Annotated in this window: 14 protein-coding genes; 4 read left to right on the top strand and 10 right to left on the bottom strand. The window is 74.3% G+C overall.

The window, feature by feature from the left end; translation table 11 throughout:
• Nucleotides 1-104: 104 nt before the first annotated feature.
• Together ACZ7MG_RS30755 and ACZ7MG_RS30760 are read right to left on the bottom strand one after the other, a co-directional pair.
• Nucleotides 105-671: a hemerythrin domain-containing protein gene (locus ACZ7MG_RS30755; RefSeq protein WP_471386881.1), complete on the bottom strand. Its 567-nt coding sequence runs from the start codon at nucleotides 669-671 to the stop codon at nucleotides 105-107.
• 131 nt (nucleotides 672-802) lie between these two features.
• Entirely contained in the window at nucleotides 803-1,648 is an 846-nt protein-coding gene (locus tag ACZ7MG_RS30760) for a GNAT family N-acetyltransferase (RefSeq protein ID WP_471386878.1), read from the bottom strand.
• A gap of 273 nt (nucleotides 1,649-1,921) precedes the next feature.
• On the opposite strand from ACZ7MG_RS30760, the gene ACZ7MG_RS30765 reads away from it, so the two are divergent.
• Entirely contained in the window at nucleotides 1,922-3,616 is a 1,695-nt protein-coding gene (locus ACZ7MG_RS30765; RefSeq protein WP_471386875.1) for a dolichyl-phosphate-mannose--protein mannosyltransferase, read from the top strand.
• A gap of 26 nt (nucleotides 3,617-3,642) precedes the next feature.
• Here ACZ7MG_RS30765 and ACZ7MG_RS30770 read toward each other — a convergent pair whose 3' ends face one another.
• The 7 genes from ACZ7MG_RS30770 to ACZ7MG_RS30800 all read right to left on the bottom strand — a co-directional run bounded on the left by ACZ7MG_RS30770 (nucleotide 3,643) and on the right by ACZ7MG_RS30800 (nucleotide 9,118).
• Complete coding sequence (locus tag ACZ7MG_RS30770; RefSeq protein WP_471386872.1) at nucleotides 3,643-4,221, bottom strand: hypothetical protein; 579 nt, start codon at nucleotides 4,219-4,221, stop codon at nucleotides 3,643-3,645.
• Complete coding sequence (locus tag ACZ7MG_RS30775; protein WP_471386869.1) at nucleotides 4,218-5,600, bottom strand: hypothetical protein; 1,383 nt, start codon at nucleotides 5,598-5,600, stop codon at nucleotides 4,218-4,220. The genes ACZ7MG_RS30770 and ACZ7MG_RS30775 overlap by 4 nt, the downstream gene beginning before the upstream one ends.
• Nucleotides 5,597-6,430 carry an ABC transporter ATP-binding protein gene (locus ACZ7MG_RS30780; protein ID WP_471387383.1) on the bottom strand — a complete coding sequence of 278 codons (834 nt, stop codon included), beginning with the start codon at nucleotides 6,428-6,430 and terminating at the stop codon, nucleotides 5,597-5,599. Before ACZ7MG_RS30780 ends, ACZ7MG_RS30775 begins: the two co-directional genes overlap by 4 nt.
• Before the next feature lie 80 nt (nucleotides 6,431-6,510).
• Complete coding sequence (locus ACZ7MG_RS30785; RefSeq protein ID WP_471386866.1) at nucleotides 6,511-7,341, bottom strand: zf-HC2 domain-containing protein; 831 nt, start codon at nucleotides 7,339-7,341, stop codon at nucleotides 6,511-6,513.
• Nucleotides 7,338-7,898, bottom strand: a complete 561-nt coding sequence (locus tag ACZ7MG_RS30790) for an RNA polymerase sigma factor (RefSeq protein WP_471386863.1) — start codon at nucleotides 7,896-7,898, stop codon at nucleotides 7,338-7,340. Before ACZ7MG_RS30790 ends, ACZ7MG_RS30785 begins: the two co-directional genes overlap by 4 nt.
• 53 nt (nucleotides 7,899-7,951) lie before the next feature.
• On the bottom strand, nucleotides 7,952-8,560 hold the full coding sequence (locus ACZ7MG_RS30795) for a dihydrofolate reductase family protein (protein WP_471387380.1): 609 nt from the start codon (nucleotides 8,558-8,560) through the stop codon (nucleotides 7,952-7,954).
• Between the two features lie 90 nt (nucleotides 8,561-8,650).
• On the bottom strand, nucleotides 8,651-9,118 hold the full coding sequence (locus ACZ7MG_RS30800) for a DUF5709 domain-containing protein (protein ID WP_471386860.1): 468 nt from the start codon (nucleotides 9,116-9,118) through the stop codon (nucleotides 8,651-8,653).
• A 253-nt stretch (nucleotides 9,119-9,371) separates the two neighbouring features.
• Between ACZ7MG_RS30800 and ACZ7MG_RS30805 the strand changes: the two genes are divergently transcribed.
• The 3 genes from ACZ7MG_RS30805 to ACZ7MG_RS30815 all read left to right on the top strand — a co-directional run bounded on the left by ACZ7MG_RS30805 (nucleotide 9,372) and on the right by ACZ7MG_RS30815 (nucleotide 12,855).
• Entirely contained in the window at nucleotides 9,372-10,226 is an 855-nt protein-coding gene (locus ACZ7MG_RS30805; protein ID WP_471386857.1) for a glycoside hydrolase family 16 protein, read from the top strand.
• A 572-nt stretch (nucleotides 10,227-10,798) separates the two neighbouring features.
• The gene (locus ACZ7MG_RS30810) at nucleotides 10,799-11,563 is read left to right on the top strand and encodes an IclR family transcriptional regulator (protein ID WP_471386854.1); all 765 of its coding nucleotides are present in this window, start codon (nucleotides 10,799-10,801) and stop codon (nucleotides 11,561-11,563) included.
• Between the two features lie 113 nt (nucleotides 11,564-11,676).
• Entirely contained in the window at nucleotides 11,677-12,855 is a 1,179-nt protein-coding gene (locus ACZ7MG_RS30815; protein ID WP_471386851.1) for a PP2C family protein-serine/threonine phosphatase, read from the top strand.
• 43 nt (nucleotides 12,856-12,898) lie between these two features.
• On the opposite strand, the gene ACZ7MG_RS30820 is transcribed toward ACZ7MG_RS30815, so the two are convergent.
• Nucleotides 12,899-13,783 carry a GNAT family N-acetyltransferase gene (locus tag ACZ7MG_RS30820; RefSeq protein WP_471386848.1) on the bottom strand — a complete coding sequence of 295 codons (885 nt, stop codon included), beginning with the start codon at nucleotides 13,781-13,783 and terminating at the stop codon, nucleotides 12,899-12,901.
• Between the last annotated feature and the right edge of the window lie 8 nt (nucleotides 13,784-13,791).

Raw genomic sequence — 13,791 nt, forward strand, 5'->3', positions numbered from 1 at the left:
CGGGGCACGGCGAGGGGCCGGCGGAAACAGTTTCAGCTGTTTCCGCCGGCCCCTTGCCGTGCGGTCCACGCGCCCGCGCCGCGGTGCCCGCCGTCCCGGTCGTCTCAGTCGTCGTCCTTTCCCCGGCCGGTCAGCGCGTCGCGCATGCGGTCGACGAGACCCATGCCCGGGGCGAGCAGTTTGTTGGCCGGAGGGGTGTCCGGGGCCGACGGGTGGGGCCGGGTCGGCGCGGTCTTCTTGGCAGTGCGGACCTTGTCGCCGAGGCTGTTCAGGGCCTCCGCCGAGCACGCCGCGCGCAGCCGGGGGAAGAGGTTGTTCTCCTCGTCCTGGATGTGCGCCCTGATCTCGGTCGTCAGCTGGGCGATCAGCAGATCGAAGTCCGGGTCGTCGGCCTCGCACCGCTCCAGTGCCTTCAGGGTGCGCTCGGCCTCGGCGTGGTCCTCCAGTTCCCGGTCGGCGATCGTGTCACCGTCCTGGACGTGCTCGCGGACCGCCGGATAGAGGTAGGCCTCCTCGGCGACCGAGTGCCGCACCAGTTCGATGGTGACCTTGTCCGCGTAGTGCTTGCGCTGGGGGTCTCCGGAGGGCAGTGCCTCGATCTGCCGGAACATCTCCTCCACTTCTCCGTGGTCCGTGGTCAGTTCGTCGATGACGTCTCCGCCGTGTCCCATGTCCCTCGCTCCTCTCCTGGATGCAACGCTGCCGCCATCCGTACCCGTCGGCCCCGTGGGCCTCGCGGCGCGGTGCCGAGTACCCGCGAACGGCCCAGCCACGCGGTGCACGGCCGGACCACGCGGATCACCTACGAGCGCGCGGGCTGGCCGGCGATCAGCAGGGTGCGCCCGGCGGGGCGGAAGCCCAGGCGGGTGTAGAGACGGGCGACGGCGTCCTCCGCGTAGGCGAGGAAGACGGTCCGCACGCCGTGGTCGCGGGCGTGCCCCGCCAGGGCGGCCGTGACGGCGGCGGCCAGGCCCTGGCGGCGGGCCGTGGGGAGGGTGCCGATGCCGCCGATCTCGGTGGTGCCGTCCGCCGGGTGGTAGTGGCCGACGGCCAGCGGCGTACCGTCCGCGGCGACGGCGGCGACCAGCACCTTGTGCCCGGCGCGCAGGGCGGGACGCACCGTCGCCACCGTGCCGTCCGCGATCAGTTCCCCGGCCACCGCCGACAACTCCGCGCGGCCCGCCGTGCCCACCGCGGTCCCCTGGTCCGCGAAGGCCAGCCGTGGCAGGGCGAGGGCGGCGGGCAGCGCGGGGTCGTCGGCGGTCAGGGGGCGGAGGGTCACGCCGTGCGGCAGCGGGGGCGGGGTGATCCGGTGGTCCGGATCCAGGACCAGCAAGGGGCGCTCCAGCACCGGGAGGCCGGCGGCCGTGATCGCGGCGCGCAACGCCGGCGCCGACTCGGCCAGCCACTCGAACGCCTCCGGCACACCGAGCGCGCGCTGCCGGGCCCGTACGCGGGCGATGTCGGCGGCGGTGACGGCCGGCTCCCGCCCGGCGACGGGCTGCGCGTGGCCGGGTCCGCCGTAGTAGGGGGCGCCCGGTTCCTTCCGTACGTACAGGCGCAGCGGGCCGAAGTCCTCGACGTCGGCGAACAGCGTCGGCACGGTGGCGTAGTACCGCTCGATGCGGGCGGGCAGCGTCTCGCTCATGCCGCGCATCCCACCACGGCGCGGTGCCGCGTCGCATCCGGGATTCGGGGCGCCCGCGGGCGGGCGGAAGGGCACGGACGGAAGGGCGCGGACGGAAGGGCACGGACGGAAGGGCGCGGGACGAGACGATCGCGTACGCCCGTCGTGAACTCGGCGCCGGGCCGGGCCTGTTCGGTGTCGATCCGCTCAACGGGCGGGTGCGCATTACGATCTCGGGAGTGCCGACCTCCGGCGGCGCTCGGCCCGCGACTCCCGAAGGACTCCCTCACCGCGATGCTCCACGGCACCCGTTCGACGACGGCTCCCCTCGACCGGACCGACCGTCTACGCCGGTTCGGGTACGCCGGACGCCCCCCGAGCGACATCCGCGAACGGCTGGTGCCGCCCTTCCCCGAGCCGGCGACCCGGCTGTGGGAGCGGGTGGGGTTCGGCCCGGAGCCGGCGTACCGGATCGCGCGGGCGATGGGCTGGGTGGGGCCGCTGCTCGTCGCCCTGCTGGCCGGAACGATTCGCTTCTGGCGTCTGGACCGCCCGCACGAACTCGCCTTCGACGAGACCTACTACGCCAAGGACGCCTGGTCGCTGCTGCGCCTCGGGTACGAGGGCACCTGGCCGGACCGCAAGGTCGCCGACCCGCAGGTGCTGGCCGACCCGCAGGTGATCCCGCTCTCCGACACCGGGAGCTTCGTCGCGCACCCGCCGACGGGGAAGTGGGTGATCGCCCTCGGTGAGTGGATGTTCGGTCTGGAACCGTTCGGCTGGCGCTTCATGCCGGCCCTGCTGGGCACGCTGTCCGTGCTGATGCTGTGCCGCATCGGTCGCCGGCTGTTCCGTTCGACGTTCCTGGGCTGTCTGGCCGGTGCGCTGCTGGCCGTGGACGGTCTGCACTTCGTGATGAGCCGTACCGCGCTGCTCGACCTGGTCGTCATGTTCTTCGTCCTGGCCGCCTTCGGCTGTCTGCTGATCGACCGGGACCGGGCGCGGGCCCGGCTCGCGGCGGCGCTGCCGGTGGGCGAGGACGGGCACGTCCGCCCGGACGCGGACACCGGCGACCGCGCCGGGACGGGGTGGCGGCCCTGGCGGCTCGCGGCCGGTGTCTGTCTGGGGCTGGCCGCCTCGACCAAGTGGAACGGCCTGTACTTCCTGGCCTTCTTCATGGTCCTGACCCTGCTGTGGGACGTCGGCGCCCGCCGGGTCGCGGGGGCCCGCCGGCCGTACCGGGCCGTGCTGCGCAAGGACCTCGGCCCGTCGGCGCTGTCGCTCGCCCCGGTCGCCGTCGTGACGTACGTGACGACGTGGACCGGCTGGTTCCTGTCCGACGACGGCTACGGCAGGCACTGGGCGGACGGCCGCGGCGGCGTCTGGTCCTGGATACCGGCGCCGCTGCGCAGCCTGTGGCACTACGAGTCCGCCGTCTACCGGTTCAACGTGGACCTGGACGCGTTCCACAAGTACGAGTCCAACCCGTGGAGTTGGCTGGTCCTCGGCCGTCCCGTGCTGTTCTCCTACCGGTCGCCCGAGCCGGGCGAGGCCGGCTGCCACGCGATCACCGGCTGCTCGCAGGCGATCGTCGCGCTGGGTACGCCGGTGCTGTGGTGGTCGGCGTGCGGTGCCCTCGTGTATCTGCTGTTCCGGTGGGCGCTGCGCCGCGACTGGCGCGCGGGCGCCGTGCTCTGCGCGGTGGGCGCGGGCTATCTGCCGTGGTTCCTGTACCAGGACCGCACGATCTTCTCCTTCTACGCCGTCGTCTTCGTGCCGTATCTGTGTCTGGCCGTCGCGATGACCCTGGGGGCGCTGCTGGGTCCGCCGGGCGCGACCGCCGACCGCCGGACGCGGGGAGCGATGGTCGCGGGGACCCTGGTCCTGCTCGTCGCCTGGAATTTCATCTACTTCTTCCCGATCTACACGGGCCTCACGATCCCGTATCCCGACTGGCAGGTCCGTATGTGGCTCGACACCTGGATCTGAGGCGTGCCGTCCCCGCCCCCGGGCGGCTACCGTCGCGGGCCCGCGAAGGCGTACGCCGCTGTCCCGGTGAGTGCGAGGGTGAGGGCCGTCCAGCCGGCCGTGGGTGTGCCGGGCGGCAGGAGCATCCAGGTCGCCACCCGCGCCGGGAGGTTCGTCGGGGGCGGGGCGAAGACCGTGAACGACAGCCAGGCGACGGGCAGGGTCCACGCGTGGTGCGCCCCGCACAGCACCGCTCCCAGCGCGGCGAGGCCCATCAGCCCCGCGCTGTCGCGGACGACGAACGCGGTACCTGCCAGTTCCGCCCCGCCCAGGGCCTGCACCGCGAGGAGCACGGCGGCGGCGACCGTGCCGATGAGCAGGACGTGCGCCGCTCTGCGGGGCCGCCAGCCGATCGCGGCCGTGCGGTCCAGCGCGAGGTCCTGCCCGCCGAGCCCTGCCGAGGCGACCGTCACCGCCGCGACGAGGACCAGTACGGGCATCCGCGGATCGACCGGTCCGCCGCCGTCCCGGGCGGCCAGCGCCCAGACCGCCACCGTGCCCGTCACCACCGCGGCGAGCGCCGCGGGCACCTGCCGGGAGCGCGCGTACAGCGTCAGCCATCTCACCGGGCCGTACCGCCGTCCAGGATGCCGAGCGGGTCGCCCGAGCAGGACACGGCGGCGGTGTGCGCCTTCTTGACGCGTGCGATCTGTTCGGACCACGGCAGCGCCTTCAGCTCCGTCAACACCGGGCGGGCCGTGTCGAGTTGGTCGCCCGTCGCGTGCAGGGCGGCGTCGAACGGCTGGAGATCCCCGAGGATCCAGCCCGCCACGACGGCCTGGGCGGCGAGCTCGCCGATCGTGCCGCTCTCCTGGGCGCTGCGGGCGGAGCAGACCGGCACCAGGCCCTGCCCGAGGAGGGCCCGCGTCAGCCGCTCGCCCTCCGCGTCGGCGAAGACGTCGTCGTCGAAGTCCACGAGCACGGCCGTGCGGGAGCGCCGCGGCGCGTCGCCGATGGCGCGCAGGGCGGTGCTCTCCCGGACGGACGTCGGCGCCTCTCCGCCGAGGACGTCCCGCAGGAGGCGGAGCATCTTCTTCCCGGGGCCCGCGAGGCCGGCCAGCCGTTCCCGGTGCACGGCCGCCACGCACACCGGGCCGTCGCACACCTGGGCCGCCGCGGCCTTGTCGACGACGTACGCCCGTCGCGGATCGGCGGGCAGGAGCAGCAGGGCGATCGCCGCGCCTGCCAGGACGGGTGCGAGGGCGAGCAGCCGGGCGCGCGGCGTCGCGGCGGCCAGCAGCGCGAGGCCGGTCACGGCCAGGCCGAGCAGCCAGACGGTCTGGCCCAGGTGCACCGGGGCGGAGAGGGTGAGGAACACGTTCCGCACCTCGGCCGTCATCGGTGACAGCAGCGCGACACGGGTGGGCGCGGCGACCGCCGTCGGCAGTCCGGAGTCCGTCGACATCCGCAGCAGGTTGACGAAGACGAAGGCGGCCACGGCCAGCGCGGGCGGGGTCAGCGGGGAGGGCAGGCTCCGCCCGATCCCCATGCCCAGCAGGGCCCCCGCGAGAAGGGCCAGAACGCCGACCAGCGAGATCGGCAGCCAGCCGAGGTGCGTGTACTCGGCGGTGCCGATCACCTGGACCGCGCCCAGGAGGACGACGAGCGCGAAGGCCGAGGTCAGGGTGATCACCGTGGCGCCGGCGGTGGTGGCCGCGCGGTGCCGGGCGGGGCGTGGGGTGCTCGTCAGCAGCTCGGACATGCCCGACCGGGGGTCGCGCAGCCCTTGGAGGGCGCCCAGCGCCACGGCGAGCGGCCAGACGAAGGCCAGCAGATAGCGGGTCCACAGGGCCATGGAGGTCCACTGGGCCGTCCACAGCGCGTCGCCCTTCCACCACGGTCCGCTCACCAGGTACAGGAACCCCAGGGCAAGGGTGAGGGTCGCGGCGCCGGTCCAGGGGGCGACGGAGCGTCTCAGTTCGATGCGCAGGACACGGCCGTTCACCAGGTGCCCCTTCCCTGCCGGGGGTCGAGCAGCAGCGCCGAGTAGCCGCGTTCCAACGGGCTGTCGCCCACGTGCTCGGGTCCGCCCGCGGCGGCCAGTTCGTCCGGGGTGCCCTGGAAGACCAGCCGGCCCTCGGCGAACAGCACCACGTCGGTGCAGGCGGCGGCGACGTCCTCCACCAGATGGGTCGACACGACGACACAGGTGTCGGTGCCCAGTTCCTGCAACAGCTCGCGGAACCGCAGCCGTTGGGCCGGGTCGAGGCCGACGGTCGGCTCGTCGAGGAGCAGGATCGCGGGGTCGTTGACGATGGCCTGGGCGATGCCGACGCGGCGCACCATGCCGCCCGACAGGGTCTTCATCCGGTCGTCGGCGCGGTCCGCGAGGCCGACCCGTTCCACGGCGCGCTGCACGGCCGCCGGGATGTCCGCCTTGGGGACCTCCTTCAGCCATGCCATGTACTCGACGAACTCGCGCACCGTGAACCGCTTGTAGTAGCCGAACTCCTGCGGCAGATAGCCGATCCGGCGGCGCAGCGCCCGGTGTTCGCCGAGACCGCCGGTGGACTCGCCGAGCAGTTCCAGGGTGCCTTCGGCGGGGCGCAGCACGGTGGCCAGCGCCCGGATGAGGGTGGTCTTGCCGGCCCCGTTGGGTCCGAGCAGGCCGTGCACTCCGGTGCCCAGCGACAGGTCGAGCCCGTCGACGGCCATCCGTTTCCGGCCGACCCGCACCTTCAGTCCCGTGGCCCGGATCTCCCAGGCGTAGGGCGTCGGCGCGAGATCGGCCGCGCTCACCGCGGACATCACGTGGTGTTCCTTCCGTTCGGTCATGGAATTGGTCGTCGCTTCGGCCGTCGTATCGGTCGTCGTATAGGTCGTCGCTTCGGTCGTCGCTTCGGCCGTCGCTTCGGTCATCGATGGGCCCCCAGCTCGGCGTACGCGCCCCTGCGGGCGATGACGACACCGATGCCGAGGGTGAGGATCAGGCCCCACACGGGCAGTCCGTCCGTGTGCAGGGCGTAGGGCGTCCGGCTGGTGGCCAGGGTCGGGGCCAGCACCACGGCGGCCCACACGGCGGTCAGCGCGACGGCGGCGCGGGTGACGCCTACGAGCCCGCCGAGCGCCAGGGTCGTCGAGGTGAACGCCAGGCAGGGCAGCAGCCACTGGGCGGCCGTCACCCCGGTCAGCCAGCCGCCCGCCAGCAGCGCGGGGACGACCACGGCGAGCACGGCGGTGGTGCGCCGCAGCACCAGGGGGAGCCCGGCCCGGGGCACGGAGGCCGTCAGTTCGTACGCCGGGTCCAGGCCGCGTGCCCAGGACGCCGCGACGCCGAGCACGGGCAGGACGGGGGCGAGCAGCAGCACCGGCGACACCGTGCCGGAGCCGGGGCCGGTGCCCGGGTCGACGACGTCGAACAGCAGGGCGAGCAGGGTCACGCTCATGACCATGGCCAGCCAGGGCGCCATGGTCGGGGTCAGCCATCTCGACAGCCGGGCCGACCAGCGCCGGCGGCGGGGCATGGGCGGGACGGCGGCCAGCTGCGGGACGAGGTCGGACCAGACGGTGCCGACCAGGTCCGTCACGGCGGGCGCGGCCGTCGCGGTGGCGGCCGACAGGCGGTCCCGGCAGCTCCGGCACGCCTCCAGATGGGCCTCCAGGGCCCACACCTCGTCGGCGGCGATGTCCGTGTCACCGCGCGCGTATCGGTCGATGAGCCGCGTCGACGCGTGTTCCACACTCATGCCAGGGCCTTCCGCATCTCGGTCCGGGCCCGGCGGGCGCGGGTCTTGACCGTGCCCTCGGGCACGCCGAGCAGGACCGAGGTCTCCCGGACGGTCAGTCCGTCGAGCACCATGGCCTGCAGTACTTCCCTGAGTTCGGGCGCGAGCCGGCGCAGCGCGTCCCCGACGTCGCCGCCGACGGTGGCCGCCAGGGCCTCGTCCTCGGCGGCGGGTGCCACGGGATGGGCGGCGGCCGCGGGCGGCGGCTCCGCGTGGTGGGCCCGGCGGCGGAACGCGTCGACGAGACGGCGGGCCGCGATGGTCCAGAGCCAGCCGACGGCACTCCCCCCGACCGCGGCCCCGGCGAACGCGCCGGCCGCGCGCCACACCGCCAGATACGTCTCCTGCATGACCTCGGCGACGATCTGCTCGTCCGCGCAGCGGCGCCGCAGCCGCACCGCCAGCCACGGCGCCGTACGGCGGTACAGCTCCTCGAACGCCGCGCGGTCACCCCTGGCCACGAGCCGGACGAGACGCTCCTCGTCCGGCTCCGCCGGTGCCTTCCTGATCGCTCTCACACCGACTAGACGCGGGGTTCACGCGACGGGTTTTCCCTCCGGCGTGATCCCCGTCACAAGCGGTACCTCAGGTGGGTGGCGAGAGGGGTGTGGACCACCCGCACCGCTTCGAGGTCGCGCCGCCCCGGGCCCAGGTCGTCGAAGAGCCGCAGCCCCGCTCCGAGGAGGACGGGCACGACGTGCAGGTGCAGTTCGTCGACGAGCCCCGCGCGGAGGTACTGGCGCACCGTGGTCGCGCCGCCCGCGATGTCGACGTTCCGGTCACCGGCCGCGGCCCGCGCGCGGTCGAGGGCGGCGTGGACGCCGTCGGTGACGAAGGTGAAGGTGGTGCCGCCCTCCTTGACCAGGGTCGGCCGGGGCCGGTGGGTGAGCACGAAGACGGGGGTGCGGAACGGCGGGTTGTCGCCCCAGAACTCCTCGCCCAGGTCGTACATGGTCCGCCCCATGACCACGGCTCCGGTGGCGTCGAACCACTCGCGCATCAGCTCGGAGTCGCGGTTCTCCTCCCCGCCGGTCATGCCCTGCCGCTCGCGCCAGCTCGCCAGCCCGTGGATCCACTCGAAGAGCGGCTCGGCGCCGTCACCTCCCGGGTTGTCGGGGGAGACGCCGGTCCCGGCGACGTATCCGTCCAGGGAGATGGCCATGTCCACGGTCACGATCACGCTCATGAGGGGTGCTCCTGCGGTCCGGTGAGGTCCTGCCTTTCACCCTTACGTCGATCGGGCACCCCCGCATTCGACACGTCCGGCCGGTCACGGCAGCCGGTCGTCGGGGACGACGTGCATCGCCGCCTCCTCGGCGCCGGCCGCTCCGCCGTCGATGCCCTCGTCCTCGGCGACGAGTTCCTTGGTGGTGTGCGGGTGCGCGCCCTCGTCGGGCGCGACCAGACGGCCGGCGCGGTCCGCGCCCGCCTCCGGGTCGACGGGTTCGCCCTCGCCGTCCGGGAGGTCGCCGATCCCGTCCCCGGCCGGTACGGCCACGTCGGGGACCTCCTGCCGCAGCCTGTCGTCGAGGGACTCCCCCTCGTGCTGCTCGGCCGCCGTGGTGCCGCTCCTGGTCACGCCCAGGGGCTTCTCCGGCGGCGAGTAGCCCTCGTCCAGGATGTCGTCGTACGTGCGTTCGTCGACCGCGTCCTGGAGGTCGAGCGGGGCCGCGTCCTCCTGCTCCTCGTTGCCGTCGGTGGGCTGGTAGGCGTCGTCCGCCATGTTCTCGTCACTCATGATCGCCTCCGGGGACGGTCGACCGTTTCCTGCCTCCGTGCGGAGTACCGAGTTCCGGGCGGGCGACACCTCCGGCGTCCTCACCAACGGAGGGCCGCCCTCCGCCGGGCGGCCCGTTCCGGGGATGGCGCCGGGGCGGGCCCGCCGTGAGGATGCTCCCTCGCACCACCCATACCGCAGGGGGTCGAAGGGGGCATCGCCGATGGGTTCGCACGCGGCACCGAAACGTCGTGGACGGGCCCTGTGGCCCTCCATGAGCCTGATGCTCCTGGTGGCGCTCGTCGGGGTGCCGCGGGCCGAGGGAGCGCCCGTGTCGGCCGACGCCTGCCGTGCCGCGGGCACCGGGCTGCCCCGGGGCGACTGCGGGCCCTTCTGGCAGGTCCTCGCGGAGGACTTCGACGGCGACCGGGTGCCGCTGGGCGCGTTCAGCGACTGCGAGCACCGCGTCGACACGTCCGCCGCGTACTGCGGGGGCCTGCGCGGGACGTACCGCGACAACTGGTGGGCGTATCCGACCGGTTGGCGGGACACCGCCAACGACCGGGGCCGGGACGTCGTGGGTGTCTACCACCCCGAGGACACCGTGAGCGTGGGCCCTGCGGAGAACGGCGACGGCCGGATGTTCATCCGCATGTGGCGGCCCGCCGACGGGGGTCCCGTGCACGCCGCCGCAGTGGTACCGCGTGCCGTCATGCAGATGAGGTACGGCAAGTACAGCGCCCGTATCAAGGTGACGAAGCTCGCCCCGGGCTACAAGTCCGCGTGGCTGCACTACGGCGGGGGCTGCGAGATGGACCATCCCGAGGGCGAGTGGACCGGTGACCTGACCGCCTTCCACCATCCCTGCGGCGGCGGCGAGCAGGGCTACTTCCCCGGCGACGACGACTGGACCGAGTGGCACACCGTGTCGACGGAGTGGACGCCCGGCCATGTGCGCTTCTTCGTGGACGGCCGCCAGGTCGGCCACGACACCCGGGACGTGCCGAACCGACCCCTGTCCTGGGTGCTGCAGAACGAAAGCGCCCTGGAGGGACCGAGCGCGGCCCCCGACAGCAGCGCCCAACTGGACATCACCTGGGTCGCCGCGTACGCGTACGACTGGAAGTGACCGCCGGGCGAACGACCGGACGGACCGGGCGGCGCCTGCCCGTGCAGGCGGACCCGGCGGCACCGGCCCATGCCGACGGCCACAGCGGCGCTCACCCGCGCCGGCGGACCCGGCAGCGCTCGCCTATGCCGGCGGCCACGGCGGCGCTCGCCCGTGCGGGCGGACCCGGCAGCGCCTGCCCGTGCCGGAGGGCCCGGCGGCGCCTGCCCGTGCGGGCGGACCCGGCAGCGCCTGCCCGTGCGGGCGGACCCGGCAGCGCCTGCCCGTACCGACGGCCACAGCGGCGCTAGCCTATGCCAGCGAACCGGCAGCGCTTGCCCATGCCGACGGCCACAGCGGCGCCCGCCCGCGCTGGCGGACCCGGCAGCGCTCGCCTATGCCGGCGGCCGCGGCGGCGCTCGCCTATGCCAGCGAACCGGCAGCGCCTGCCCGTGCTGGCGGACCCGGCAGCGCTTGCCCGTGCCGGTGGACCTGGCGGCGCTAGCCCCCGCCGACGGCCACAGCGGCGCCTACCCACGCGGCCGGCCCCGGCGGCGCTTGCCCGCGCCGCTCGCCCGGCGCACGCTGGTCGTATGGCTGTGCACGATGGGCCCGGCCCCACGCTCATCACGTCCGTGCAGCGGGCCTTCCGCCTGCTGGAGGCGGTGGGCGCGCACGAGAACGGCGCGCCCGCGAAACAGCTGGCCCGGGAGACGGGGCTGCCGCTGGCCACTGCCTACCACCTGCTGCGGACCCTGGTCCACGACGGCTACCTGCGCAAACTCGCCGACGGCGGATTCGTCCTCGGTGACAAGGTGCAGGCGCTGCACTCCACCGGCCGGGGGCAGGCACTGCTCAGCCGGGTCCGGCCGACACTCGCCGCGCTGCGGGACGAGCTGACCAGCGCCGCCTACCTCACCTTCTACGAGGACGGCGAGATCCGTGTCGCCGAGATCGTGGACAGCGCGCGGGCGCCCCGGGTCGACCTCTGGGTGGGGTTCGAGGACGCCGGGCACGCCACCGCGCTCGGCAAGTCGGTGCTGCGCGAGCTGGACGCGGAGTCCCGCAAGGACTATCTCTCCCGGCACCACCTGGCCGACCTCACCCCGCGGACCATCACCGACGCCCCGGAGCTGCTGCGGCGCCTGGACTCCTCCCCCGTGGCACCGGCCGTCACGGACCTGGAGGAGTACTCCCTCGGCACGGTCTGCATCGCGGTGCCCGTGTACAGCGGGGACACGCTCGGCTCGCTCGGTGTCTCCCTGCGGGCGGACCGGCTCTCCCGGCTGGAGGAGGTCCGGGCGCGGCTGCTGCCGACCGCGAGCCGAGTGACCAGGGGCCTGTCGCTCACTATCTGAAAACCGGCTCCTTGTGACACCCGGGCCGATCCTCTTTCCTGGATGAAACGGTCAATCGACGACATTTCCGGAGCGTCATGCTCCGCGCACAGGTGAGGACTGGCGGGCGATACATGAGTCACACCCGAGAGCTTGGCGGCGACCACGGGCCGATCCGGCCGGCCGGGAGGCGGGCGTCCGCACCGGAGAGGGCGGCCCGCGGCCGGATCGCCGCACAGCTGGCCTCGGGTACCCCCGCGCTCCCCGTCCTGATCGTCTCCGCGATCGTGGTCGTCGGCCTCCTCGGCGGGGCCGGGCTGACCTGGCTGCCGCTGCTCGCCGCCGGGCCCGCGCTGGCCGCCACCACCAGCGGACCGCGCGGAGTGCTCTGTGTCGGACTCCTCGCCGGGGTGCTGGGCGCGATGCTCGGCGTGCGCGACGGCGCGCCGGGCCACGAGCTGGCCTCCGTGCTGTCCGCGCTGGTGGCCGTGACCCTGGCGAGCGGTCTGGCCAGCGCGTTGCGCGGGCGGCGCGAGCGGGTGCTCGCCGCCGTCCGCTCGGTCGCCGAGGCCGCCCAGCACGCCCTGCTCCAGCCCGTCCCGGCGACCGTCGGCCCGTTCCAGGTGGCCGTCCGCTACAGCGCCGCCGCCGCGGAGGCCCGGATCGGCGGAGACCTGTACGCCCTGGTCCCCACCCCGTACGGCGTGCGCATGATCGTCGGCGATGTGCGCGGCAAGGGGCTGCCCGCCGTCGGGATAGCCGCGCTGGTGCTCGGGGTGTTCCGCGAGGCGGCGTACGAGGAGCCCGATCTCCTCGCCGTCGTCGACCGGATCGAGCGCAGTCTCGCGCGCAATCTCCGCTGCGACGACTTCGTGACCGCCGTGGTCGCCGGGCACCCCCGGCCGGGCGAGCTGGAGCTGGTCAACTGCGGGCACGCGCCGCCACTGCTGGTGCGCGGCTCCGCCGTCGTCCCGGTGGAACCCGCGTGTCCGGCCCCGCCCCTGGGGCTGCGTGCCCTCACCGGCGAGATCCCCACGCTGCAGACCCTGCCGTTCGGCGACGAGGACCAGCTGCTGCTCTACACGGACGGGGTCACGGAGGCCCGGGACCGCGACCGCGCCTTCTACCCGCTGGCCGAGCGGCTGGCGCACCACCTGTCCGACGAGCCCGCGCACACCCTGACGGCCCTCCACGACGAACTGCTCACCCATGTCGGCGGCCGGCTGCACGACGACGCGGCCCTGCTCCTGCTGCGCAGGCCGACGGCTCCCGAGACGGCCGTGGTCGAGTACGCCGCCCGGTCGCGGACCTGACCCCGGGCGGGCCTGTGCGGCACGGAGACGATGGCCGGGGGCATCAACCAGCTTCCGGCGCGACGTCCGAGAAGTCGTACACGGCGAAGTCGGTGACCGGGACATAGCCGATGCGTCGGTAGAGGGCGTTGCTGGTGGGGTTGGCCAGGTCCGTGAAGAGCACGACCTCACTCGCGCCCGCCTCGCGTGCCGCCCGGCTCGCCTCGGCCGTCGCGGCGGCGGCATAGCCACGGCCACGCAGCGGGGCCGGGGTGTAGACGGGACCCACCTGGATCTGACCGGCGGTCATCGGGCTGAGGCCCACCATGGAGGCGGGGTCGCCGTCGGGGGTCTCCCAGAGGGTGACGTGCCGTGCGGTGAAGAGGGCGGCGGCCCGGGCGGCGGCCTCCGGGGCGCGTGACTGTCCGATGGCGATGGCGAACTCGCCGTGCCAGCGGACGAGCCGCTCGCGGTCCCGCTCGCCGGCGACCCGGGCCCGGCCCGGCGGAAGCGGCCTCGGTGGGGTGAGGGTGCCGAGGCGGTACAGGCGCTGCCGTTCACGCAGGGCCGGCGTCGCTCCGGTATACCGCCGCCAGGCCCGCGCGAAGGCGGTGGCGGTGGCGTGGTCCCCGCCGACGCCGGGCAGGGCGTGGCCGAGACCGGCCAGAAACGCGGCGAGGGTGTCGGTCTGCCCGGGAGTGAGCGGGGAGAGGTTCAGACGGTGGGGCGGGGTGTGGAACAGGGTGGCGCGCACCTCGCCCGACCGCTCCAGCACGCCCAGGACCGGCGCCTCGGTGCCGTACGCGTCCGTGCCGCGGAGGCGCAGGGTCTCGGTCACGGTCAGCTGCACGGTGTGCCGGACCGGGCGTGAGCGCAGGAAGGCTCCGGCGCGCGCGAGGAAGTAGTCGAGGTCGTGGGTGAGATGCCAGTGCCAGTCGTCCGGGCGCATGTCCGATG

Source organism: Streptomyces sp. NPDC107538 (assembly GCF_055657445.1).